Here is a 24104-nt window from a genome sequence, read left to right as displayed (position 1 = left end):
GACGGTTTCCGTGGCCCTGTATGTGTGGCTGAATCAAACGTAGCAAGAGGGACTGACAAACAGCCGGGCAGGCCCACGACAAGGACAACGCACCGGGATAACAAGGCAGGCCCGGCCCGGTAAGTGAAGGGTTCAGCCCTCGGCTGCGGCTGCCCGGACCTGGGCCTTGTCATGCTCCGCGTGGGCGTTGTGCAGCAGCTCCATGAACTCGGTCTCGTCGCGGACCAGTCGCTTGTACTTCTCGGGCAGCTTGCGGATCTGGGTCTCCTCGCGGCACATCCTGGCGAAGATCTTGTCGCGTTCGGCCATGTCTGTTTCGTAAGTGAGGTCCAGGTATTCGGTGGCGTGCCGACGGGCCCCGGATACCGCGTTCTTGGCCTTGCCCTTGGGGCTGAAGACGGACGCCAGGATGGTCACCAGCAGGACGCCCAGGATGACGCCCAGGGAGACTCCGGTAGTGACTTCCACCACGTTGACGTGTTCGCCGTCGTTGATGAACGGCAGCGTGTTCTCGTGCAGGGCGTGCAGGATGAGCTTCACGCCGATAAAGCCGAGGATGGCCGCCAGGCCGTAGGAGAGGAAGATCAGCCGGTCCAGCAGGCCGTCGATCAGGAAGAACAGCTGCCGCAAACCCATCAGTGAAAAAGCGGTGGCGGTAAAGACGATGAACACGTTCTGGGTCAGGCCGAAGATCGCCGGAATGGAGTCCAGGGCGAACAGGATGTCCGTGCCGCCAATGGCCACCATGACCAGCAGCATCGGCGTCAGGACCCGCTTGCCGTTCTCCACGGTGAAGAGCTTGTCCCCGTCGTAGTGCTGCGACGCCGGCAGGACCTTCCGGGCGAGCCGGACCACCAGGCCTTCGGAGTCGTCGTCGTGGTCGTCCGGCTTGAGCAGGTTGCCGGCGGTGAGCAGCAGGATGAGCCCGAAGATGTAGAACACCCAGGCGAAGCTGTTGATCAATGCCGCACCCAGGAAGATGAACGCCGTGCGCGCGATCAGGGAGAACACGATTCCGAACAGCAGCACCTTTTGCTGGTCCGCCCGCGGCACCTTGAAGCTGGCCATGATGATGAGGAAGACGAAGAGGTTGTCCACTGACAACGCCTTCTCCGTGACGTAGCCGGCGAAGTACTCCGTGCCCATGTCGGGGCCGCCAAACAGCAGCACCCCCAGCCCGAACAGCACGGCAATTCCCACGTAAACCGCCGACCAGGTGGCCGACTCCTTGATGGTGGGGGTGTGCGCCTTCCGGACATGGAAGAAGAAGTCGAAGGCCAGCAGCCCCACGATTCCCGCAATGGTCAGGGTCCAGGCAAACGCAGGTACTTCCACGCCGGGGGCCTTTCGTTGGAGGTCCCCTAAGCGTACCTAAGCTGGCTTGAGGAGTTCGTTCTCCACGACGGCGGACCGGGACAGGGTCTTGTACCCTTCCTGTTCGAAGAGAACGGTAATTACATCGTCCTCGTGCCGCATGACCAGGCCGGGCCCCCATTCCTTGTGGACCACTGCTGACTGGAGCGGGAACGGATCGTCACCGTCGGCGGAAACCTGGCCGCCGCCGTCGGCCGCTGCCCCCTGCTGTTTCCTGCCGGCCTTCTTGTCCGGCTTGCCGTCCTTAGCTGTGTCGGCGGGAGCATCGGCAGCGGCGGCGCAGCCGTCACAATTCCCGCAGGGCTCGGGCATGTCCTCGCCGAAGTAGCCCAGCAGGAACTGCCGGCGGCATCCGTCCGTCTCCGCGTAGGCGCGCATCATGGTGAGGCGGGACTGGTCCACCCGTTGCCGGGCCTCGGCGAGTTCGACGGCGTCGCCCACCAGCGTGGGCAGCTTGGCTTTGGACGTCAGCCGGACGCCCCGCTTGCCAACAGCCACCGCGCCGATTTCCTCCAGCTGGTTCACCAGGCCCGTCACGCGGCGGGGTTTGAAGCCGGTCAGCTCTGCGAGGGAAGACTTTGGGGTGGCGGCGTGGGCAGCCTTGAGAACCTTCAGCACCGCCAGGAGCGAATCGGGATCAGGGGAGTGGGTGCCGAAGAATTTGCGCAGCCCCAAGTCCTCGGAGCGGTAGTGCAGCACGGCCGAGGCCGGATCGCCGTCCCTGCCTGCCCGCCCGATCTCCTGGTAATAGGAGTCCAGCGATTCGGGGATGTCGGCGTGGACCACAAAGCGGACATTCGGTTTGTCGATGCCCATGCCGAACGCGGTGGTGGCCACCACCACGTCCAGCTTGTCGCCCAGGAACAGCTCGTGGATATGTTCGCGGTCCGCGGCCGAACGGCCCGCGTGGTAGGCCTCCGCGCGGAGCCCTTCCTTGGCCAGCTTGGCCGCGTACTTCTCCGTGTCCTTCCGCGTGGCGGCGTAGAGCAGCCCCTGCCCCTTCCTGGCCAGATCCGCGACCTGCTCCAGCACTGCCTTGCGCTTGCCCTTGTCTTCGTGGTGCCGGACCACATCCAGGCGGATGTTGGGCCGGTCGAAGCCGCGGACCAGGACCAGCGGGTCCTTCATGCCCAGCCGCTCCACGATCTCGTCGCGCACCGGAGGGGAGGCGGTGGCGGTCAGGGCGGCCACAGGCGGATTGCCCAGCTGTTCACGGACATTGCCCAGGGACAGGTAGTCCGGGCGGAAGTCATGCCCCCAGGACGAGACACAATGGGCCTCGTCCACCACGAACAGCGAGATGTCCAGGGCCTTGATCCGGTCCACGGTCGACTGCTTGGCCAGCTGTTCCGGGGCAAGGAATACGAACACGGCCGTGCCGTCCTCAGCCGCCTTCCACGACGCTTCGACGTCCGCGTCGCTGTGCGAGGAGTTGATCGCCACAGCCGCATCGGTCCCGAGGTCCTGGGACAGCCCGTCCAGCTGGTCTTCCTGCAAGGCAATCAGCGGTGAAACCACGACGGCGGGACGCCCGGTCTGCTGGTGCAGGTGCAGTGCTGCGACCTGGTAGATGGCGGATTTCCCGTAGCCGGTGGGCATCACGGCCAGGACGTCGCGGCCTTCGACGAGGGCGGCCATGCCGGCCAACTGGCCGTCCCGGAGGTGGGGCAGGGCGAAGGAGGATTCAGCAAGGGCCCGGAGGGCAGGTTTGTCGGACATGAAACGGGCTCCGCACACAAAGAAAAGAGCGGCCGCTTGCTTCAGCCGTAGGAACCACCCTACGCCAGCCCCGCGCCGCCGTTGTAAATTGCGCCTAGTGGCGCCCTTCCCGCGTGGGCGGCCCGGGCCCGCGTAACCGTTGCCGGCCGGCAACGCCTATGCGCGGAAGGGCCGCCCCCAGCGGTTCCCCGGAACTTACGTATCGATGGTGGACATATTCGGGTAGCGGGCGCCTGCAGTTGCCCCGGCAGGTGCCAGCTGGTCGAGCAACTGGAGATCCTCCACACCAAGTTCGACGTCCACGGCGCCGAGGTTCTCCCGCAGCCGTTCCCGTTTCTTCGTGCCCGGGATCGGGACCACATGCTCGCCCTGCGCCAGCAGCCAGGCGAGCGCAAGCTGGCCCGGTGTGCAGCCTTTCCGGTCCGCCAGCTCCTTGACCCGGTCCACCAGCTCAAGGTTCCGGGTGAAGTTTTCGCCCTGGAAGCGCGGGGAGTGCTTGCGGAAATCGTCCTCGGCGAAGTCGTCCACGCTGCGGATCTGGCCGGTGAGGAAGCCGCGGCCCAGGGGGCTGTAGGGAACGAACCCGATGCCCAGCTCCGCGAGCACGGGGAAGACCTTGGTCTCCGGCTCGCGCTCCCACAGCGAATACTCGGTCTGCAGCGCGGTGATGGGATGCACGGCGTGGGCCCGCCGGATGGTCTCTGCTGACGCTTCGGACAGGCCAAGGTGCCGGACCTTTCCGGCCTGGACCAGTTCCGCCATGGCGCCCACCGTGTCCTCGATGGGAACGGTCTTGTCCACCCGGTGCTGGTAGTAGAGGTCGATGTGGTCAACCCCCAGCCGCTGGAGGCTGGCATCGCAGGCGGCCCGGACGTATTCGGGGCGGCCGTTGATGCCCACCCAGGACCCGTCCTCGCGGCGCTCGTTACCGAACTTGGTGGCGAGCACAACGTCCTCGCGGCGTCCCGCAATGGCGCGGCCCACCAGCTTTTCGTTCGTGAAGGGGCCGTACATGTCGGCGGTGTCCAGCAGTGACCCGCCGGCGTCCAGGAACTCGTGGATGGTGGCGATCGACTCCTGCTCGTCGCCGTCGCCGTAGAACTCGCTCATGCCCATGCAGCCAAGGCCCAAGGCGGAAACTGTCAGTTGTCCAATGGTGCGTGTTTTCATGCCGTTCTCCTCAAGGTGGAACTTGCCTGGGAAGCGGCCAGCCGGCGGTCTGGGGGCCGGTTGGTGCAGCGTAGGCCACTATAGGAACTTCCCCTGTGAATACTCCGGTAAACAAGGGGCTTCCTACCCCTAGACCGCTTGGGGGGCCGTGCCTAGACTGGGCGAATCCCCACCCGGGAACCGGTATCTGACCACGCCAAGTATCAGGAAGCACCGACGGGCCAGGGCTGTTTCCCCGAGGGATGTCCCACCTACCCAGATCATGGCCGTCCCACCGGACGCCTGACTATAGGAGTGATAGATGACAGGGAACAAAGCCGTTGCCTACAAAGAAGCGGGCAAGGTTGAAGTAATCGACATTGACTACCCAACGTTCGAGCTCAAGGACGGGCCAGGGGTCAACCCCGCGAACGTGGGACGCCCGGTTAACCACGGGGTGATCCTGAAAACTGTGGCCACGAACATCTGCGGCTCGGACCAACATATGGTCCGCGGGCGCACAACCGCCCCGCCAGACCTGGTGCTGGGCCATGAAATCACTGGCGAAGTGGTGGAGGTGGGCCGGGACGTCGAGTTCATTAAGGTCGGCGATCTCTGTTCGGTTCCGTTCAACATTGCCTGCGGCCGCTGCCGGAACTGCAAGGAACGCAAGACCGGCATCTGCCTGAACGTGAACCCGGACCGCCCCGGCAGCGCCTACGGCTACGTGGACATGGGCGGCTGGGTGGGCGGCCAGGCCAACTATGTCCTGGTGCCGTACGCGGACTGGAACCTGCTGAAGTTCCCGGACAAGGACCGGGCCATGGAGAAGATCATGGACCTGGCCATGCTCTCGGACATCTTCCCCACGGGGTTCCACGGCGCCACCACAGCGGGCGTGGGTGTCGGTTCCACGGTGTACATCGCCGGGGCTGGTCCTGTGGGCCTCGCGGCGGCCACCAGCGCACACCTGTTGGGTGCCGCCGTCGTGATTGTGGGCGACATGAACGAGGGCCGGCTGGCGCAGGCGCGCAGCTTCGGCTGCGAAACCGTGGACCTCACCCAGGGCGAGCCGAAGGACCAGATCGAGCAGATCCTGGGCGTTCCTGAGGTCGACTGCGCCGTTGACGCGGTGGGCTTCGAAGCCCGCGGCCATGGCAAGGGCGCGCAGGAAGCACCCGCAACCGTGCTGAACACCCTGATGGACATCACGGCGGCGGGCGGCGCGCTGGGTATTCCCGGCCTGTACGTCACCGGCGATCCGGGCGGCATCGATGAGGCAGCCAAGAAGGGCTCCCTGAGCCTGAGCCTCGGCACCGGCTGGGCGAAGTCGCTGAGCTTTACCACGGGCCAATGCCCTGTGATGAAGTACAACCGGCAGCTGATGATGGCCATCCTGAATGACAAGGTCAGCATCGCCAAGAACGTCAACGCCAAGGCCATCCCGCTGGAGGACGCACCGAAGGGCTACGCGGAGTTCGACGCCGGCGCGGCCACCAAGTACGTCCTCAATCCGAACGGCTACCTGAGCTGACCCGGCGGGTAATGCCGCGAGGGAACCGCCGCTTGCGGAAATAGGTGCTGCCCGTGCCGGGTTAGGCTTTGCACGGGCAGCACCACCCGCAAACAAAGGAGTTCCCCTTGAGCGACATCACCGTCCGCCACAACCCCGAGCGCGAACGCTTCGAGCTCCTCGACGCCGGCAACGTCATTGGCAAGGCAGCGTACAAGGAGTACGACGGCGGGGAGTCGCCGCAGCGGATTTTCTACCACACGGTGGTCAATGAGGAATACGGCGGGCAGGGTCTGGCCGGCCGGCTCGCCACGGCTGCCCTGGACAGCACCGTGGAAGCGGGCAGCGGCATAGTTCCGGTGTGCCCGTTCATCAAGAAGTTCCTGGCCAAGCACCCTGAATACCTGGGCAGCGTGGTTGCAGTTACCCCGGCGCACCTGGAGTTCCTGGAGACGGCACTCGCTGCCCGCACCCGCGGCTAAGCAGATTTCGGTGCGCAAAACGTTTTTCGACGCGCACATTCCCTGGCGCACGCAGAATTTGGTGCGCGCAGAGTAATTTGCGCGTCGACATGGACTCCCGGCGTCGAAATGATTCCCTGTTCCGCGCTTCGGCAGCGTGGCGCGGAACACCTGCAGGCCTTCAGGAAGCTCCCATCCTCCGGTGATTTAATCGGCAGCGTCAGCGCGGCTCATGGCCGCGCTGACGTTGTTTGTGTTTGCCGAGGCGGGACAGGAGCCCTTGTATGTCCGAGCACCACGTGGTGCCCACACCAGGCCGCGAGGCTCCGCCGCCTGTGCCCCGCAGGCCGGCCCCCGGCAAGCCTGGTTCCGGTAAGGCCCGGGGCAACCGACGGCTGCTGATCCTGGCGCTCATCGTGGTCCTGGTGATCGTCGGCACCATCACCCTGGCGGTGGTCAGGTCGGAACCGCGGTCGGGTGCAGTGGTCCCCACTCCGCCCGCCGTGCCCGCGGCGCCGGTGGCGGCAGCCCCGCCGTCGTTGCAGGACAACGTGGAGAACATCCTGAGCGAAGCGGACCAATACCGGATTGGGCTGGCGCTCGCCGACGTCTCCGGGGGTGCAGAACGGACTTTCGGGGACCAGGACACCTTCACGGCAGCCAGCACGGCGAAAATCCTGACAGCCGCCGCCTACTACCACCTGGTGGAGGAAGGGCAGGCCAGTTTGGACGCACCCATGGGCGATTACGACGCCGCATTCCAGCTCAAGGCCATGGTCAATGACAGCAACAACGATTCCTGGCTGCTGCTGATGGACGCCGTGGGGTACCCGCAGCTGATCGCCTACGCGGACTCCATCGGGGTCACGTACGACCCCGAACAGAATCTCCTGACCGCCGCGGACATGGCGCTGATCCTGAAGAAGCTGTACGCGGGGGAGCTCCTGGACAAGGAGAACACGGACCAGTTGCTCAGCTACATGCAGGACACCAACGATGAAGACCTCATTCCCGCCGGTTCCCGGCCGGGAGTGGACGTCCACCACAAGTACGGGGAGGTGTCCGGCGAACTGCATGACGCCGCCCTGCTCACCTACGGCGGGTCCACATTTGCTCTGGTGATCTACACGGAGAACCCGGACGGCGTGGCCGATGACGGCCAGGCGGAGGTCATCCGCGACCTGACCCGGGCCGTGGAGGACGCGCTGTTGCCGGTGGCGTTGGCCGGCAAGTAGCGAACGCCACACCCCGCCGGAAGCCCGCCGAATCGTCCCGGGCGGCCGCGGTGGGCCAGACTGTTACCGTGAGCAACAAACCCCGGACTGCCTTGGCCGTCGCCGGCCTCAGCCTGGGTACGGCACTCAACCCGCTTAATTCGTCCATGATCGCTGTCGCCCTGGTGGTGCTGCGCGCGGACTTCGGGCTCGACGTCGCTGCCGTTACCTGGGTTGTTACCTCCTTCTACCTGGCCTCCGCCGCCGGGCAGCCGGTCATGGGCAGGCTGGCCGACCGGTTCGGCCCGCGCCGGATGTTCATGCTGGGCATGGCACTGGTGGCCATCACGTGTGCCCTGGCCCCACTGGCCCCGAACTTCGCGCTGCTCTGCGTGGCGCGGGCGGTTATGGCGCTGGGCACCGCCACCGCCTACCCCAGCGCCGTGGTGATGGTGGGGGCGCTGGCCCACCAGGCAAAGGTTGACACCGCCCGTCCGCTGGGCCGGCTGCAAATGGCCAACACCTCTGCAGCCGCGGTGGGGCCAGTGGTCGGCGGACTGCTGGTGGGCTTCGTGGGCTGGCAGTCGCTTTTCCTCATCAACGTTCCGCTGGCACTGGCAGCGCTGCTGATCGTGCGGAAGGCTGCGCCGCCGGACAAGGTCCGGGAGCACGGCAGTGTGGCAGAGCTGGTGCGGGACTCCGACGTCCCCGGCATCGCTGGTTTCATAGGTGCCCTGCTGCTGGTCATGATGGCCGCATTGAACGTGGCGCCGGACTACCGCTGGTTGATGCTGGCCGCCGGAACCGTCCTCGCGGCACTGTTTGCCTGGCGGGAGCTGCGCTTCGCCAAGCCGTTCCTGGACCTGCGGCTGCTGGGCCGGAACCGGCCGCTGATGCTGGTGTACCTGGCCTTCGCCGTGTTCAGCAGCGTCTACTACTTCGTCTTCTTCGGCCTGCCGCAGCTGCTGCAGGAAGCCGGCGGCTACGATCCCGGCGTCGTGGGTTTGCTGATGCTGCCCCTGGCGGGCATGTCCGTGATCGCCACCCCGTGGGCCGTCTCCGCGATGGGAAGGTTCGGCGTGCGGCGCGTGCTGCTGGCCGGCGTCGTCCTTTTGACCGTGGTGGCGGCACTCATGTGGCTGCTGACCGGCACGCTGGCCATCCCGTTCGTGGTGGTCCTGACCGCGCTGATGGGCGTCCCGTACGGCACCGTGAGTATCGCCTCCAACCAGGGCATGTTCGTGTCCACCCGCCCCCAGGACCGTGGCGTGGCGGCCGGCATCTACCAGACCTGCCGCTACGTCGGCGCGATTACCGCGACGGTGATGATCGGGGTGTTCGCTGCCGGCGGGGTGCATCAGGAGAGCTGGATGCGGATGGTGCTGGCCATGCTGGTGCTCTGCGCCGTGACGTTCGGGATTTCCGTGTTCTGGCGGCAGCAGAAGGCGTAGCCGAACGCCTCAGGTAGGGGCCGGAGCCCCTAGGAAGGCCCGGGGGAGCATGCCATGCTGGCCGCATGGGAAACATGATGACTCTCGGCAACGCCAAGACATCCGTCCAGGCCTACGTCAGTGAAGCAGCCGGAACCCCCAAAGGCGGGCTGGTGGTGGTCCACGAAGTGTGGGGGCTGGTGCCCCACACCAGGGACGTGGCGGACCGTTTTGCCGCGGAAGGCTACCTGGCAGTCGCCCCGGACCTGCTGTCCGGAGCCGGCGGCGTGCCGGATCTCAGCGGGGAACTGCAGGAGGCGGCGTTCGACCCCCAACAGCGCAGCAACGCCCAGCCACGCCTGCGCAAGCACATGGCACCCATCCGCTCCCCGGAGTACGCCAAGCATGCGGTTGCTGCGCTGCACGTGTGTTTCGACCACCTGGAGGGCGTGGCCGGACTGACCGGCCGGGTGGCTGCCACGGGCTTCTGCCTGGGCGGGACCTACACTTTCTCGCTGGCCGTTTCCGAACCCAGGCTGCGCGCAGCCGTCCCCTTCTACGGGCACGCCGAGTTCAAGGACGCAGAGCTGCGCGCCATCAACTGCCCGTCCTGGCCTTTTACGGGGATCAGGACGCAGGGCTCACGGACGAGCTGCCAGGGCTGAAGTCACGCATGCGCGCGGCCGGGGTGAAGTTCGAGGCGGTGGTGTACCCGGGCGCAGGTCACGCCTTCTTCAACGACACCAACAAGTACACCTACAACGCCGAAGCAGCCGCCGACTCCTGGACCCGCACGCTCGCTTTCCTGGAGCGAAGCCTGGAGGCCTAGGAGCGGCGGCACCCGCTCACGGGCAGTAGTGCGCATCGCGGTCGTACTGGACCTTGGTGCCCGTCTGGTGGGAGTCCTCCCGTTCCCAGCACTGCCGGGTGGCGTCCGTGGTTTGCTCCCGGTAATGCTGGCCCACCTCAAGGAGTTGGCCGTCGCGGACGAGCATGTGGGAGTGCGTCTGGGTCTGGATGGTGTTTAGGACAGTTCCGCCGTCCGTCACAGTCAAGGTGTCCGTGTAGTTGCTGGAGGACGAGGTGGACTGGACGCCGCTGGGTGTCGAAACGTGGTGGTTGACCGCGGTCCCCGTGCGGCAGTCCTGGTAACTGCCGTAAACCGAGCACTCGTTGAACTTGGTGACGTCCGCGCCGTTGCCGCTTGCGGCCTGTGCGGGGGCTGCGAGGGCCGCAGCGCCAAGGGCCAGGGCGGCGCCGATGAGGGTGGTGCGTTTCGTGAACATAGCAATGTGTCCTGCCGGGGTAAGGGAGCACGTGCCCTGTGCCCCGAGATGCAGCGGAAACAGCCCCCAGCCGCTCCTGGCCCCAACGGCCAGCCGCCCCTTAACTGTGGCGGCAGTACGCCCCTGACCGTAGGGCCATTGGTCCCAGAACCGGGCCTGCGCGTTAGGAGCGGCGGAGCCACGCAGCGTTGTCCGGCTGCAGCCAGCCGTCCTGCTCCAACGGGAAGGCGCTGAAAAGCACGACGCCGGGCGGCAGCTGCACAGGTGCACTCCCCATGGCTACCGCCACCAGGAAGCCGGGGTTCCGTTCGCAGGTCAGGAGGCTCCCTGCCCCCACGTGCCAGGTGCCGCCGTCGTCCGTGGTGAAGGTGCCGTCCCCCCACAGCTGCCGCCGCAGGGAAATGGCCCTGGTGGCCAGCGCCAGCGGCGACTCCCGGTCACGCTGCTGCCGCTCAACCGCATGCTCTCCCCAGCCGTCCGGGAGGGGCAGCCACGGAGCGGCCGCTCCGCTGACCGGCGAGAAGCCGTGGTTCCCGGCAGGGTCCCCGGTCCACGGCAAGGGCACGCGGGCACCGTCGCGGGTGACGCAGCCGCGGGCCCACATAGGATCCACGCGTGCCTCCTCGGGCACGTCCACCTCGGCCAGTCCCAGCTCCTGCCCCTGGTAAATGTACGCGGCACCGGGCAGGCCCAGCAGCGCCACCAAGGCGGCGCGGGCACGCCTGGCCCCGAGCGCGCCGCCGCCGAAGCGGGTCACGGAGCGGACGATGTCGTGGTTTTCCAGGGCCCAAGTGGGGGCGGCGCCATGCAACTGCCGGGCTTCCTCCAGCTCGGTGCCAACCCGAGCCCACGCTGCGGCGTCCCAGCCGAGCTTCACGAACGCAAAGGCGAAAGCCTGGTGCATCTCGTCGGCACGGGTATAGCGGGCCGCCCGGAGTGGCTCCAGGTTCACTTCGCCCACCAGCAGCCGGTGCGGCTGGTACTCCTCTGCCAGCCGCCGCCAGCGCCGGTACACCTCGTGCACCTCCTCCTGGTCGGACACCAGGGGGTTGGAACGCAGTCCGTCCACCACTGGGCTTTCCGAGGGTGCGTCCGGCATCCCGTCGGCCTTGAAGAGGGCATGGGCCACGTCGATCCGCAGGCCGTCCACGCCCTTGTCGAACCAGAAGCGGAGCACGCCTTCGAAGTAGTCGCCCACCGCCGGGTTCCGCCAGTTCCAGTCCGGCTGCCCGGAGGAAAACAGGTGCAGGTACCACTCGGTGTCGGTTTGTGAGCCGGGGTTGGCCCGGGACCAGGCCCGCCCGCCGAAGACGCTCTGCCAGTTGTTGGGCGGAAGGTCGCTGGGGTTGTCGGGGGATGAGCTGCGGCCCTCCACGAAGTGGAACAGCTCCCGCTCCGGCGAACCCGAGGCGGCGGCCAGTGCCTCCTGGAACAGCGGGTGCTGGGACGAGCAGTGGTTGGGAACCACGTCCAGCAGGACCCGGAGGCCAAGGGCATGGGCCCGCGCGAGGAGCCGGTCAAAGTCCGCCATGCCCCCGAACAGGGGATCCACGCCGCAATAGTCGCTGACGTCGTAGCCCTGGTCCACCTGCGGCGAGGGCTGGAAGGGGGTCATCCAGATCCCATCCACTCCGAGTGCGGCGATGTAGGGCAGCCGTTCGATCAGGCCGGCGAGGTCGCCCACGCCGTCGCCGTTCCCGTCCGCAAAGGACCGCGGGTACACCTCGTAGATGACGGCGGATTCCCACCAGTTGCCGCTCATTTGCCGGCTCCAGCCGTGAGGCCTTCGACAATCCGGCGTTGGAACACCAGCACCATGATCACCAGCGGAATGGTGACGATGACGCCGGCGGCCATCTGCTCACCGAACGGCGCCTGGAACTCCGTGGCGCCGGTGAACTTGGAGATGGCCACCGTGGCGGTCTGGATTTTCGGGTCGTTGATCATGGACAGCGCAATGATGAACTCGTTCCAGCTGTGGATGAAGGTCAGGATCGCGGTGGTGAACACACCCGGGGCGGCCAGCGGCAGCAGGACCTTCCGGAATGCCTGCCACTTGGTGCAGCCGTCGATCATCGCGGCTTCCTCAAGGTCGAACGGCAGCTGTTTCATAAACGTGGTGAGGTTCCAGACGGCCAGCGGAATGGCGAAGGACAGGTTGGGGATGATCATTGCCTGGTAGGTGTTGATCCAGCCAAGGTCCGTGAAGAACCGCAGCAGGGGCACCACCACGGAGATCCCCGGGAACATGGACGTGGCGATGATGACGCCGAGGATCACGGACTTGAACCGGAAGTTCAGCCGGGAAATGGCGTAGGCGGCGAAGACGCCCAGCACCAGGGCGGCAACGGTGGTCACGCCCGCCACGATCAGGCTGTTCAGCAGCGCCTGGCCGAACATCGTGGAGCCGTCGAACACCTTGGTGTAATTTTCGAGTGAGAAGGGGTTCGGCAGGAGGGTGTTGTCGAAGATGTCGGCGGTGCGGCGCAGGCTTGAGACGACCATCCAGTAGAACGGCGCCAGGCAGTAGACAATGATCAGGGCCAGGCCCGCGTAGACGGAGTAGGAGCGCCAGGTACGTTTGTGCTTGCCCGCAAGGGTGCCGTCCGACGCCGGGTCCCCGGCCTTGGAGAGGGCCCGGAGGTCTGTGATGGTCATTAGGCGGCCTCGCCTTTCCGGATGCGGTCTGTCTTGCGGGCACGGCGCTTGCTGCCCAGCTGCTTTGCACCGGTGATGTCTGCGCCCAGCACCTTGACGAACACGATGGCCACGGCCGCGACGTAGAGGAACAGGATCACGGCAAAGGCCGACGCCGAGCCGTACCGGAGCTGGTTGGACTCGTCCCACGCCAGCATGGACAGCGTTTCCACCGACTGCTTGCCCGGGCCGATGAGGACGAAGGGCAGGTCGAACATGCGCAACGCGTCGAGCATGCGGAACAGCACGGCCACCAGCAGCGTGGGCTTGACCAGCGGGAGCGTGATGGAGCCCAGTTGCCGCCACCAGCCCGCGCCGTCGATCTTGGCGGCCTCGTACACCTCATCAGGGATGATCTGCATGCCGGCGAGCACCAGCAAACCGATGAAGGGTGCCGTCTTCCAGACCTCAGCCACGATGACGGCAACCTTCGAGGCCGCGCCCTCCGCGGTCCACAGGATTTCGCTGCCCAGCAGGGCATTGGCGATGCCGTCCGACTGGAAGATCCAGCGCCAGAGCAGGCCGGAAACCGCCGTGGGGACAGCCCATGGCACAAGGATGCTGGCCCGGAGGAAGGACCGGCCCTTGAAGGCCCGGTTCATGGCCAGCGCCAGGGCCAGGCCCAAAATGGTTTCCAGCAGCACAGTGGTGACCGTGAAGAACGTGGTGTTGCCGAACGCGTTGAGGAACCGCTGCCCGGCTTCGCCCGCGAAGAGGTCCGCGTAGTTGGCCAGGCCAACGAACGCTTCCCCTTCGGTGACGTAGCCGTCAGCGTCAAGCCCGGACTCGGCCCGGTACAGGGATTGGTGGATGGCGGAGATGAGCGGGTAGGCGATCACCAGTGCCAGCACCAGGAGCGTGGGGGAGAGCAGCAGGGCTGCCATCCGGCCTTCGCCCGGGGTGCGGCCCGCGCCCGGCGCGTTGTTCGCGCCGGGCGGTCCGCTCAATCTCCGGTTGAGCGTTGCGGTGCTGGTCATTTCGAGGAGATCTCTTTGAGCTTGGACTGCATGTCGGCCAGGGCGGCGTCCGTGGTCTTCTGGCCGGTGATCGCGGCGTAGGCCTCTTCCTGGATGGCCTTGGTGGTGGCGCCGTACTGGACCACCTTGGGGCGGGGCTGGGCGTTCTGCAGGGACTCAAGCAGGGTGGGGAAGAACGGGCGCTTGGCCACGACGGCCTGGTCCTGGTAGAGGTCGGCGTAGGCGGGTGCGCGGGAGCTCAGTTCGAGGCGCTTTTTGGCCTGCTCTTCGCTGGTGAAGAACTTGATGAACTCCAGGGCCGTGGCCTTGTTGGGCGTGAAGGGTGAGACGGCCAGGTTGCGGCCGCCCAGGGTGGAGACGCCGGGGCCGTCGGTTCCGGGGATGGAGGTGATGCCGAACTTGCCGGCTACCTTGCTGGAGCCATCAGTGGCGCTCAGGGAGGCGTAGACGAACGGCCAGTTCCGCAGGAACACCACTTTGCCGTCCTGGAATGCGCGGCGGCCCTGTTCCTCAAGGTAGGTGATGGCGTCCGAGGGGAAGAGTCCTTCCTTGAACCCGTCCACCAGCAGGGACAGGCCCTTCTTCGCTTCCGGGGTGTCAACGGTGGGTTTGCCGTCGGCATCGACCACGCTGCCCCCGGCGGAGGCCACTGCCTCGGAGAAGTTCACGGTGAGGGCTTCGTTCTTGTCGAACTGCCCGGCGTAGCAGGACATGCCGGCGGCTTCAGGCAGGGCCAGGATCTTCTTACAGGCGTCCTTCATCTCGTCCCAGGTCTTGGGCGGGGCGGCAACGCCGGCGGCGGTGAGCAGGTCCTGGCGGAAGTAGAAGAGCGCACCGTCGGTGTAGTACGGCGCACCCACCAGGGTGTCCCGGTACTTGGCGGCGTTCACGGTGGCCGGGATCATCTTGTCCGTAGGCACGGCGTCCGCGGGCAACGGCAGGACCCACTTGTTGGCGGCAAACTCGGAGTTCCATACGACGTCCAGGTTCAGCACGCTGAACGTGTCCGACTTGATCTGGGCGTTCTGGATGAGCTGCTGGCGCTGCTGGTCCGCGGAGTCCGGCAGCTCGATGAACGTGACTTTTTCATCCGGATGCGCGGCGTTCCACTCATCAATGCTCTTGTTCGCGGCGCCGGAGGCATCGCGGGAGGAGACGTAGTTGATGGGTCCCTTGCCCTCGAACGCGGCGGCCGGGCTGCTGCTGGCCTTCGGCGCGGATGACGAGCCCCCGCAGGCCGTGAGCCCGGTGGCGGCTGCCGTCAAGAGTGCGGTGGTGGTGAGAAGTGTCTGCCAGGTGCGGCGGCGCTGCCTCATGTGATGCTCCTTCTGGGGATTTTTATGGTGCATATTTCTCGGTGCAAACCTCGGTTTGCGGGCATGGAAAAGTACGACGACGGCGGCACGGGAGGCGCCGGTCGTTGCCTTGGTGGGTGTCTTCGAGGTGGTGGAAGGATCAGGTGGTGGGCGGAGGTGCGGTGGATCCGCGCTCAATGAGCCGGTGCGGCATGATCTTGGGCCCAAGGTCCCGTGCGCGGAGGAGCTTGGTGACGGCCATCCGGCCCATCTCCTCCAGCGGCTGCGCCATGGTGCTCAACGGCGGGTGGACGTGCAGCGAGGTGGAAGTGTTGTCGAAGCCCAGGACGGAGACGTCCTCGGGCACTTTCCGGCCCCGCTTCTGGAGCTCGTTGACCACCGCGGCGCCCATTTCGTCACTCACCGCGAAGATGGCGGTCAGCCCCGGGTCCTGGGCCAGGAGTTCGTCCAGCCCAGCGGCTCCGCTCTCGTAGAAGAAGCTGCCGATGGCTGTAACGGGGGTGCACTTTGCCTCCCGCATGGCCCGGAGGTAGCCGCGCTCGCGGGGCTTTGCCACGAAGACGGAGGCATGATCTCCCGCCAGCAGGCCGATGCGGCGGTGGCCGATCTTCAGCAGGTGGCGGGTGGCGTCGTAGGCTGCCTGTTCGTCGTCGATGGCGACGCTGGGGGAACCGGTCTTGTCGCTGATGGCCACGGAGATGATGGGGATGTTGGGGCCGAGCAGCTGCCGCGTCTCTTGGGTGATGACAGCGGAGATGAGGATGACGCCTGCGGACCGGTAGGTGCGCAGGGTCCGGAGGTAACCGGCGATGAACGCGGACTTTGCCCCGGTGCGGCCCAGCATGACGGCGTACCCGCGCTCCTGGGCCTCCTCCTCGACGCCCTGCATCACTTTGGAGGCGAGGGCGTCCGACACCATTGGGGCGAGGAGTCCGATCACGGAAGTCTGCCGGGTTTTGAGGCCGCGGGCCAGGTAGTCGGTTTCGTAGCTGAGTTTCCGGACGGCGGCCTCGACGCGTTCCCGGGTCTCGTCCGAATACCCCACCAGGCCGTTGACCACGCGGGAAACGGTGGCAGGGGAGACACCGGCGTGCTGCGCCACATCCCTGATGGTTACCACGGTTTTCCTCTTCCCGTTTCGTGCCTGTGGAAGTTACGCAAACGGTTTACGTAAACGGTTGCGTAACTTGCCTCAACAACAGTAAGGGGAGGGGAAGTGGAACCCGATGCGTTTCGTAAACGCGACTCTTTGGCGGAAAGTTCGTCCCGCCGTCGTATTTCTTCAGCCAGCGGCGCCGGGATGGTTGGTGACCGGGGTGACCCGGATCCGGGCTATCCGCAGCCGGTCCATGCTGAGGACTGTCAGGACGTATCCGGGGATCTCGACCCTGTCGCCTGCGGCAGGCAGGCGGCCCAGCCGGTCCAGCATGAACCCGGCCACTGTTTCGTAGTGGCCCTCCGGCAGGGCGATCCCGGACGCTGCCGTGAACTCCTGGAGGATCAGCCCGCCGTCCACATCGATGGTGCCGTTGGCCATGTTGACGCGGTCCTCGTGCTCGGCGCCGGTGTCGTACTCGTCGTAGATCTCGCCCACCAGTTCCTCCACCAGGTCTTCGAGCGTGACCACGCCGTCCGTGCCGCCGTATTCGTCCACCACCAGCACAATGTGCTGGTTGGTCCTGCGCATCCGGGACAGCGACGGCAGCACCCGGTTGGTCCCCGGCATGGCAAGGATCTTACGGGCGATGTCACGCACCACTGCCTGGTCCTGCACCTTGCCGCCCGGCATCAGGTCGCGGATGTGCACGAAGCCCAGGACGTCGTCGGGACTCCTGCCGATGACGGGAAACCGGGAATAGGGGCCGTCGCGGACCATGGTGCGGGCGTCGGCGATGGTCATGGCGCCGTCGATGAAGACGACCTCCGTGCGCGGGCGCATCACCTCCTGAAGGGTCCTTTCTCCGGCGCCGAACACGTCGGCAAGAATGTGCCGGCTGCTCTCTTCGAGCATCTCGTTCCCGGCCACCATGTCCCACAGTTCCTCCGAGGTGATGGCGGGCCGCTTGGCACGCGGGTCACCACCGAAGAGCCTGACCGCGGCGTCAGTGGAGACGGACAGGAACCAGATGGCTGGCCGCATGAGCCTCGAAAAACTGATGAGCGGCGGGGCCAGGACCCGGGTGAAGGCGACGGGGCTTTGCAGCGCCAGCCTCTTGGGCGCCAATTCGCCCAGCACCAGGGACAGGTAGGCCACCAGCAGGGTCATGCCAATAAAGGAGACCGGCCCGGCCGCCGCACCCAGCCCCACGGCTTCCAGGAGAGGCACGACGTCGGGCGCGATCGCCGAGGCGCCGTAGGCCGCCGAGAAGAACCCAGCCAACGTCACCCCGATCTGGACCGTGGAGAGGAACCGGTTGGGGTTGCGCGCCAGCGCCGCCGTTCGAGCCCCTGACTCACCGGACTTCTCGATGCGGCGCACCTGGCTTTCGCGCAGGGACACCAGTGCCATCTCCGCCGCGGCGAACACCCCGCCCAGCAATACGAATCCAAGAACCAACGCGATATTGAGGAAAGCGCCGCTGTCCATGACACGACTTTACCGAGCCACGATCCCGGTGGCGCGTGCCTGTTGCCCTGCTCAGAAGCGGCTGCGTCAGGAAGCGGCAGGGCGGGGCCGGAGCCGAAGTGCCTGCATGCCGCCGTCCACTGCCAGGTCCACTCCGGTGGTGGACCCCGAGAGCGGGCTGGCAAGGTAGGCGACGGCGGCTGCGACTTCCTCCGGCGAGACCAGCCGGCCGTGCGGCTGGCGCGCCTCCAGCGCCGCCCGTTCCGCGGCAGGATCCGGTGCGCTGGCCAGCAGGCGGCCGATCCAGGGAGTGTCGGCAGTCCCCGGGTTCACGCAGTTGACCCTGATGCCTTCCTGGAGGTGGTCGGCGGCCATGGCCAGGGTGAGCGACAGCACTGCGCCCTTGGTTGCGCTGTACAGGGCGCGCTGGGGGAGCCCGGCGGTGGCTGCAACAGAGCACGTATTGACGATCGCCGCGTGGCTGGACCGGCGCAGGTGCGGCAGGGCAGCCCGTGACACCCGGACCATGCCCAGCACGTTGACGTCGAACACGCGGTGCCACTCGTCGTCGTCATTTGCTTCAATGGTGCCCTGTGCACCCACGCCGGCGTTGTTGACCACCACGTCGATCCCGCCCAGCTGTTCCGCAGCCTCTTCAACGGCCCGGCGGACGGACGCGTCTTCGGAGACGTCACAGTGGACGGCCTTCACTCCCGCCGGCGCTTGGTCGGGGTTGAGGTCCAACACGGCGACATCGGCCCCGCGTTCCTGCAGCAGCTTCACTGTCGCAGCCCCAATTCCCGAGGCTCCGCCGGTAACGATTGCCTTGATGCCCGCAAACTCCATTGTCTGGTCCTTTCGTAATTAGCCCTGGAAGAATTCCTGGCGCTGGCGGCCCAGTCCCGCCACTTCAAGTTCGACGACGTCCCCGGCCTTGAGGTACGGGAAACGCCCGGACAGGGCTACTCCCTCCGGGGTGCCGGTGCAAATCAGGTCCCCCGGCTCAAGGACCAGGAACTGGCTGAGGTCATAGATCACCTGCTCCACGCCGAAGATCAGGTCGCGGGTGGAGGAGTCCTGGCGGATTTCGCCGTTCACCCAGCTGCGGAGCCGCAGGTCGTGGGCGTCCACCTCGTCCGGGGTCACGAGGTATGGGCCAGTGGGGCAAAAACCTGCGCAGCTCTTTCCCTTGGACCACTGGCCGCCGGATACCTCCAGCTGGAATGTCCGCTCTGACAGGTCGTTGACGGTAACGAAGCCTGCGATGTAGTCGTGGGCCTGGGAGGGGGAGTCCAGGTAGGAGGCACGCCGGCCGATGACCACGCCGAGTTCCACTTCCCAGTCGGTCTTGGTGGAACCGCGTGGGATGGCCACCGGATCGAACGGCCCGGCCACGGTGTTGGGTGCCTTATGGAAGATGATGGGGACCGAAGGCGGTGCGGAGCCGGATTCCGCTGCGTGGGCTGCGTAGTTCATGCCCACGCAGATCACGGAGGACGGCCTGGCGATCGGAGCACCGATCCGGGCCCCGTCAACGGCGAGTTCTGCCAGTTCGCCGGCGGCCAGTGCCGCTGCGGCACGCGCCGGCCCATTCGTTTCCCAGAAGTCGGCATCGATGTCCCGGGTCACCTGCTCCAGGGAGTAGTACTTCTTGTCGTGGAGCAGGGCGGGGATTTCCTTGCCAGTGGCACCTATGCGGGCAAATTGCATTCGTTTCTTCTTTTCTCGGTAGTACTCGGTTGTGCTTTCAGTCGATCAGTCCGCGCTCGCGCAGGTCAGTCCACAACCCGGCCGGGACGCTTTGGGCGGCCAGGTCCAGGTTTTGCTTTACCTGCGCGGGCGTCCGCATGCCAAGGACAACGCTTGTCACGGCGGGGTGCTGGTAGGGGTAGTGGAGGGCGGCCGCCGGGAGGGTGGTCCCGTGCGATTCGCAGATGTCAGCCAGCAGGTTGGCCCGGTCCAGCAGTTCCTGCGGGACAGGTGCGTAGTTGTAGGTGGCGTTGGCAGCTGGGCGTTCCTTGGACAGCAGCCCTGAATTGAAGACGCCCACGTTCACGACGCCGACGCCGCGTTCCAGGCACGCGGGGAGCAGGTCCCGGGCCGCACCTTGCTCCAGCAGCGTGTACCTCCCGGCGAGCATGACCACGTCGATGTCCGTCTCGGTGACGAAGCGGTGGAGCATTTCAGATTGGTTCATTCCTGCACCCCAGGCGCGGATCACCCCTTCGTCGCGCAGCGCGGACAGTGCCGGGGCCGCGCCTTCCACGGCCTCCGCCCAGTAGTCATCCGGGTCATGGATGTAGACGATGTCGATCCGGTCGGTCCCCAGCCGCTGCAGGCTCTCCTCTATGGAGCGCAGCACCCCGTCGCGTGAGTAGTCGCGGACCCGGTGCACATTGTCAGGGACGTCGAAGCCTTCCGTGTCCTTGCCTCCGGGCGAGGGGTTGGGGCGCAGCAGCCGCCCAATCTTGGTGCTGAGCACGTAGCTTTCGCGGTCCTTCCCTGCAAGCGCGGCACCCATGCGGCGTTCGGAAAGCCCCAGCCCGTAGTGCGGCGCGGTGTCGAAATAGCGCACGCCGCCCTCCCAGGCCGCGGTGACGGCGTCGACCGCTTCCTGCTCGGGCACCTCCCGGTAGAGATTGCCGATGGGTGCTCCGCCGAGGCCGAGCACCGGCAGTTGGACGTCAGTACCAGGAATGGTGCGGGTTTCTGCTTGCATGTCAGTCCTTCTCCTCGTGTGGGCTTGCCTGTTCTGCTGCCGTTTCCAGGCGGTAGACACGGGCCGCGGTTTCCTGCGCCACCTTGCTGCGTTCGGCCTCCGACGCGCCCGCCATCGCCTGTTCCACCGTGGTGATCCAGTCAAGGTAGGCACCGGGGCGTCTCAGGGAGACAGGGAAGTCGCTGCCGACCATGCATCGCTCCGCTCCGAAGAGATCCAGCGTCTCCTGGATGAACGGCAATGCCTGGGGCGCCAGGGCGCGGTTCGGGTCAGCTTCGGCGCCGGCTCCGGAAATTTTGACGACGACATTGCCGCAGCGGGCCAGCTCCTGCATGCCGCTGCGCCAGGCCGTGAGCTCTCCACTGGCGATGGGCGGCTTGCCCATGTGGTCCAGCACGATCGCGAGCCCGGGCACGCGGCGGGCGAATTCCGCGAGGGGTGCCAGTTGTCCGGCGCGGATGCACGCGTCGAAGACCAGCCCGGCGCCGCCCACCTGCCGTGCTCCCGCCAGGGTGTCCTGGTGCAGCATGAAGGATTTGTCCCGGTCCTGGAACAGCTGCCGGACCCCGCGGACCAGGGGCCGTTCCAGCAGTTGGCCAAGGTCCTGTTCGACGGCGTCGCCCTTGCTGATGGGCGCAAACGCCACAATCCCGGCGAGCTGGGGCCAGTCCGTCCGGAGGCCTGACACCCAGTCCACTTCTTTGAGTGCCTGGTCATCGCGGCAGTCGGCCTGCACGAAGACGGCGGCCCGCGTGCTTTGTGAAGTGTGGGGGAGGTCCCTTGGCAGGAACGGATGGTTCAACCCGGAAGTGTCGCCCAACCAGGCGTAGTCCAGCACGTCCGGATCCCAGACGTGGACATGGGAGTCAACCACCTGCAAGGAAGGCGCCTCCATCAGGCCGTGCCGTCCGGCCGCACGCCGATGGTGAGCAGCAGGTTGGCGTAGTGCCGGGTATCGCCGCTGGCAATGACGACGGCGACATTGGGCGAGCGTGCGGCGTCGTAGAACTCGAAGCGCTGATGGGACGTGATGGGGACCTCCGTGCCCAACGTCCGTTCGTAGCCTTTGACTGCTTCCGTCCAGTTTCCGTCCGGCGGGGTCATCACCGCTGCCGCCTCCAGGGGGACTGCGTCCACCAGGACTTCGAGGATCTGGTCAATCGTCAGCAGGCCGGGCCGGAGGTTCAGGGCAATCCGACGGGCGGATGCGGGTGCTCCGGTGTTGTGCGGGTAGTTGGCGTCTGCAACCAGGATCTGCGAGCCATGGCCGGATTCGGCGAGCGCGGCCAGCAGCCCCGGGTGGGTCAGGGTGTAGTTGATCATGCCTGTGCCCCAAGCCGTGCGCTCGCGAAGGCAACCTGGCCGGGTTGGTTTCCCGCCCGCCAGGCCTGTTCTGCCTGGCCAGTGTCAGTTCCTGCCCAGTAGGTGCCATAGGGAAAGGCGTATTCCTGCAGCGTTTGCTCCTTGAGTTCCGCGGAATATCCGGGATTCGCGGGCATGACGTAGGCGCCGTCCTTGATGATGCATGGGTCCACGAAATGCTCGTGCAGGTGGTCGACGAACTCGGTCACCCGTCCTGTTAGGTCACCTGACACTGCGATGAAGTCGAAGATTGAAAGGTGCTGGACCAGTTCGCACAGGCCCACACCGCCGGCGTGCGGGCACACGGGGATCCCGAATTTAGCCGCCATCAGCTGGACGGCGAGTACTTCGTTCACGCTGGCGAGCCGGCACGCGTCCAGCTGGCAGTAGTCGATCGCAGCGGCTTGGAAGAGTTGCTTGAAGAGCACCCGGTTCATGCCGTGTTCGCCCGTGGCCACTCCGATGGGCTGCACTGCCCTGCGGATCTCGGCATGGCCCAGGACATCGTCGGGGCTGGTTGGCTCCTCAATCCACATGGGGTTGAATTCGGACAGTTGCTTGACCCAGTCGATGGCCTGCGGAACATCCCACACCTGGTTCGCGTCGATCATCAGGTTGCCGTCAGGACCGATGACCTCGCGTGCAATCGCGAGGCGGCGGATGTCCTCCTCCAGGGATGCGCCTACTTTGAGCTTGATGTGGCGGTAGCCCTGGTCTACAGCCTCCTGGCACAGCCGCCGGAGCTTCTCGTCCGAGTAGCCCAGCCAGCCGGCGGACGTGGTGTAGCAGGGGTACCCGTTTTCAGTCAGTTGCCGGATGCGCTGGTCCCTGGTGGGCGCAAGGCGGGTCAACAGGCCCAGCGCTTCTTCACGGGTGAGGGCGTCCGATAGGTAGCTCAGGTCCGCCGCGTCAACAATCTGTTCCGGGGTCATGTCGGCCAGCAACTGCCACAGGGGTTTCCCCGCCTGTCGTGCCGCGAGGTCCCAGACCGCGTTCATCACCGCCCCGAGGGCCAGGTGCTCCACGCCCTTGTCAGGTCCCAGCCAGCGCAGCTGGGAGTCCCGCTTCAAGCCACGGTAAGTTCCCCCGAGGTCGCCGCAGATCTCCTCGGCGTCCTGCCCTATGAGGGGCCGGGCGCGCAGTTCGATGGCAGCCGCGCAGATGTCGTTGCCGCGGCCGATGGTGAAGGTGAAGCCGCAGCCGTACAGTGCCGGGTCGTCTGTCCTCAGCACTATGTAGGCGGCAGAATAGTCCCCGTCCTTGTTCATGGCATCCGAGCCGTCCGCAGTCAGCGACGTGGGAAACCGCACGTCAAACACGTCGAATCCAGTGATCTTTGGCAAGGTAAGCCCTCCAGGTTCAGGCTATGACGATGAGCTCCAGCAACGTTGCGAGCGTCATCTGATGTATTCGGAAGTATTCGATGAGAATATCGGAGTAGGCTGTTTTTTCCAAGCAATACATCTGATGAAAGTCATTTTTCCAGCGGAAGCTCACTTGGTGAAGTACCCAGAAAGGCGGTTGTCATGACCAGCGGCGCAGCAAATGGCTCGATGTCCCAGACGGACGTCGTAATCTCCGGCGTAAAGCGAATGCTGTCCTCCCGCCGGCTCAAGCCCGGCGACCGGCTGCCGATCGAGAAGGACCTGGCGGCGGAGCTGCAGGTTTCCCGGGGTTCGCTCCGTGAGGGCGTGCGGGCGCTGTCCACGATGGGCATCCTGGAAACCAAGCAGGGTGCCGGCACTTTCGTGACCCGCCTGGAGCCCTCGGCGCTCCTTTCGGCCATGGAATTCTGGGTGGGCCTGCAGGACGGCGAACGGGCTAACCAGGTGCACACCGTGCGGAGGGCGCTGGAGACCGAGGCTGCCGCCGCGGCCGCTATCTGTATTGTCAAAGACAAGCTGGACGAAGCTGAAGGCATTTTGGATCGCGCCCATGCGGCCATTCATGCGAACCCCGTCCAGCATGAAGCCGCCATGCAGTGTGATGTGGAGTTTCACCGGCTGATAGCGGAGGCGTCTGCCAACCATGTGCTGTCAGCGTTAATCGAGACGGTTTCCACCAACACGATCAGGGGCCGGATGTGGCGGTCCATGCATGACAACGAAGGGCTGCTTGCCACCCATCGCGAGCACCTGGGCATCCTGGAAGCACTGCGCCGGCATGATGTGGACCGCGCCCGAACGCGGATGGCCAACCACCTCTATGCGGTGGAGGACTATGTCACGGCCATCCCCGAGCCGGACTTGGAGGGACGAGTAGGGGACGCAGAGACAGTCCTTGGTGGTCAAGACAGCGACCTTTAGCCGCTATTCGTCTGA

At 65.9% G+C, this 24104-nt stretch carries 21 protein-coding genes and 1 pseudogene; 6 read left to right on the top strand and 16 right to left on the bottom strand.

What is annotated here, in order from left to right:
- Nucleotides 1–132: 132 nt before the first annotated feature.
- The 3 genes from FBY30_RS01880 to FBY30_RS01870 all read right to left on the bottom strand — a co-directional run bounded on the left by FBY30_RS01880 (nucleotide 133) and on the right by FBY30_RS01870 (nucleotide 4263).
- Nucleotides 133–1335: a TerC family protein gene (locus FBY30_RS01880; RefSeq protein WP_142130919.1), complete on the bottom strand. Its 1203-nt coding sequence runs from the start codon at nucleotides 1333–1335 to the stop codon at nucleotides 133–135.
- A gap of 36 nt (nucleotides 1336–1371) precedes the next feature.
- Nucleotides 1372–3093: a RecQ family ATP-dependent DNA helicase gene (locus FBY30_RS01875; protein WP_142130918.1), complete on the bottom strand. Its 1722-nt coding sequence runs from the start codon at nucleotides 3091–3093 to the stop codon at nucleotides 1372–1374.
- 195 nt (nucleotides 3094–3288) lie between these two features.
- Nucleotides 3289–4263, bottom strand: coding sequence for an aldo/keto reductase (locus FBY30_RS01870; RefSeq protein WP_142130917.1), 975 nt, complete (start codon nucleotides 4261–4263; stop codon nucleotides 3289–3291).
- 301 nt (nucleotides 4264–4564) lie between these two features.
- On the opposite strand from FBY30_RS01870, the gene fdhA reads away from it, so the two are divergent.
- From fdhA to FBY30_RS01845, 5 genes and pseudogenes are all read left to right on the top strand, one after another.
- Nucleotides 4565–5776, top strand: a complete 1212-nt coding sequence (fdhA, locus tag FBY30_RS01865; protein WP_142130916.1) for a formaldehyde dehydrogenase, glutathione-independent — start codon at nucleotides 4565–4567, stop codon at nucleotides 5774–5776.
- 107 nt (nucleotides 5777–5883) lie between these two features.
- Nucleotides 5884–6237, top strand: coding sequence for a GNAT family N-acetyltransferase (locus FBY30_RS01860; protein WP_142130915.1), 354 nt, complete (start codon nucleotides 5884–5886; stop codon nucleotides 6235–6237).
- A gap of 263 nt (nucleotides 6238–6500) precedes the next feature.
- The gene (locus FBY30_RS01855; RefSeq protein ID WP_142130914.1) at nucleotides 6501–7451 is read left to right on the top strand and encodes a serine hydrolase; all 951 of its coding nucleotides are present in this window, start codon (nucleotides 6501–6503) and stop codon (nucleotides 7449–7451) included.
- A gap of 68 nt (nucleotides 7452–7519) precedes the next feature.
- The gene (locus FBY30_RS01850; protein WP_142130913.1) at nucleotides 7520–8881 is read left to right on the top strand and encodes an MFS transporter; all 1362 of its coding nucleotides are present in this window, start codon (nucleotides 7520–7522) and stop codon (nucleotides 8879–8881) included.
- 65 nt (nucleotides 8882–8946) lie between these two features.
- A pseudogene (locus FBY30_RS01845) lies at nucleotides 8947–9689 on the top strand (dienelactone hydrolase family protein).
- A gap of 16 nt (nucleotides 9690–9705) precedes the next feature.
- Here the strand turns inward: FBY30_RS01845 and FBY30_RS01840 are convergent.
- The 13 genes from FBY30_RS01840 to FBY30_RS01780 all read right to left on the bottom strand — a co-directional run bounded on the left by FBY30_RS01840 (nucleotide 9706) and on the right by FBY30_RS01780 (nucleotide 23126).
- Entirely contained in the window at nucleotides 9706–10146 is a 441-nt protein-coding gene (locus FBY30_RS01840; protein ID WP_142130912.1) for a hypothetical protein, read from the bottom strand.
- A gap of 163 nt (nucleotides 10147–10309) precedes the next feature.
- Entirely contained in the window at nucleotides 10310–11908 is a 1599-nt protein-coding gene (locus tag FBY30_RS01835) for an alpha-amylase family glycosyl hydrolase (RefSeq protein WP_142130911.1), read from the bottom strand.
- Nucleotides 11905–12804: a carbohydrate ABC transporter permease gene (locus FBY30_RS01830; protein WP_235009302.1), complete on the bottom strand. Its 900-nt coding sequence runs from the start codon at nucleotides 12802–12804 to the stop codon at nucleotides 11905–11907. Before FBY30_RS01830 ends, FBY30_RS01835 begins: the two co-directional genes overlap by 4 nt.
- Entirely contained in the window at nucleotides 12804–13727 is a 924-nt protein-coding gene (locus tag FBY30_RS01825; protein ID WP_142134813.1) for a carbohydrate ABC transporter permease, read from the bottom strand. The genes FBY30_RS01830 and FBY30_RS01825 overlap by 1 nt, the downstream gene beginning before the upstream one ends.
- Nucleotides 13728–13816: 89 nt before the next feature.
- Nucleotides 13817–15136 carry an ABC transporter substrate-binding protein gene (locus FBY30_RS01820; protein ID WP_142130910.1) on the bottom strand — a complete coding sequence of 440 codons (1320 nt, stop codon included), beginning with the start codon at nucleotides 15134–15136 and terminating at the stop codon, nucleotides 13817–13819.
- 139 nt (nucleotides 15137–15275) lie between these two features.
- Nucleotides 15276–16256: a LacI family DNA-binding transcriptional regulator gene (locus FBY30_RS01815; protein ID WP_142130909.1), complete on the bottom strand. Its 981-nt coding sequence runs from the start codon at nucleotides 16254–16256 to the stop codon at nucleotides 15276–15278.
- 162 nt (nucleotides 16257–16418) lie between these two features.
- A complete protein-coding gene (locus tag FBY30_RS01810) occupies nucleotides 16419–17723 on the bottom strand; it encodes a hemolysin family protein (protein WP_142130908.1) in 1305 nt (434 codons plus the stop codon).
- A gap of 66 nt (nucleotides 17724–17789) precedes the next feature.
- Nucleotides 17790–18548 carry an SDR family NAD(P)-dependent oxidoreductase gene (locus FBY30_RS01805; RefSeq protein ID WP_142130907.1) on the bottom strand — a complete coding sequence of 253 codons (759 nt, stop codon included), beginning with the start codon at nucleotides 18546–18548 and terminating at the stop codon, nucleotides 17790–17792.
- Nucleotides 18549–18566: 18 nt separating this feature from the next.
- Nucleotides 18567–19412: a fumarylacetoacetate hydrolase family protein gene (locus FBY30_RS01800; RefSeq protein WP_142130906.1), complete on the bottom strand. Its 846-nt coding sequence runs from the start codon at nucleotides 19410–19412 to the stop codon at nucleotides 18567–18569.
- Nucleotides 19413–19449: 37 nt separating this feature from the next.
- Nucleotides 19450–20421 (bottom strand): aldo/keto reductase, encoded by a 972-nt coding sequence (locus tag FBY30_RS01795; protein ID WP_142130905.1) that lies wholly within the window; start codon nucleotides 20419–20421, stop codon nucleotides 19450–19452.
- A 1-nt stretch (nucleotide 20422) separates the two neighbouring features.
- Nucleotides 20423–21295, bottom strand: coding sequence for an amidohydrolase family protein (locus FBY30_RS01790; RefSeq protein WP_235009529.1), 873 nt, complete (start codon nucleotides 21293–21295; stop codon nucleotides 20423–20425).
- A gap of 20 nt (nucleotides 21296–21315) precedes the next feature.
- Nucleotides 21316–21744 (bottom strand): RbsD/FucU family protein, encoded by a 429-nt coding sequence (locus tag FBY30_RS01785; protein ID WP_142130903.1) that lies wholly within the window; start codon nucleotides 21742–21744, stop codon nucleotides 21316–21318.
- The gene (locus FBY30_RS01780; RefSeq protein WP_142130902.1) at nucleotides 21741–23126 is read right to left on the bottom strand and encodes an L-fuconate dehydratase; all 1386 of its coding nucleotides are present in this window, start codon (nucleotides 23124–23126) and stop codon (nucleotides 21741–21743) included. The genes FBY30_RS01785 and FBY30_RS01780 overlap by 4 nt, the downstream gene beginning before the upstream one ends.
- Before the next feature lie 183 nt (nucleotides 23127–23309).
- Here FBY30_RS01780 and FBY30_RS01775 point away from each other — a divergent pair, with 183 nt between their 5' ends.
- Nucleotides 23310–24089 carry a FadR/GntR family transcriptional regulator gene (locus FBY30_RS01775; protein ID WP_142130901.1) on the top strand — a complete coding sequence of 260 codons (780 nt, stop codon included), beginning with the start codon at nucleotides 23310–23312 and terminating at the stop codon, nucleotides 24087–24089.
- Nucleotides 24090–24104 lie beyond the last annotated feature (15 nt).

Source organism: Arthrobacter sp. SLBN-83 (assembly GCF_006715285.1).
Lineage (GTDB): Bacteria > Actinomycetota > Actinomycetes > Actinomycetales > Micrococcaceae > Arthrobacter.
The sequence above is the reverse complement of the archived record's forward strand: the minus strand, read 5'-3'. Positions and strand labels throughout refer to the sequence as shown.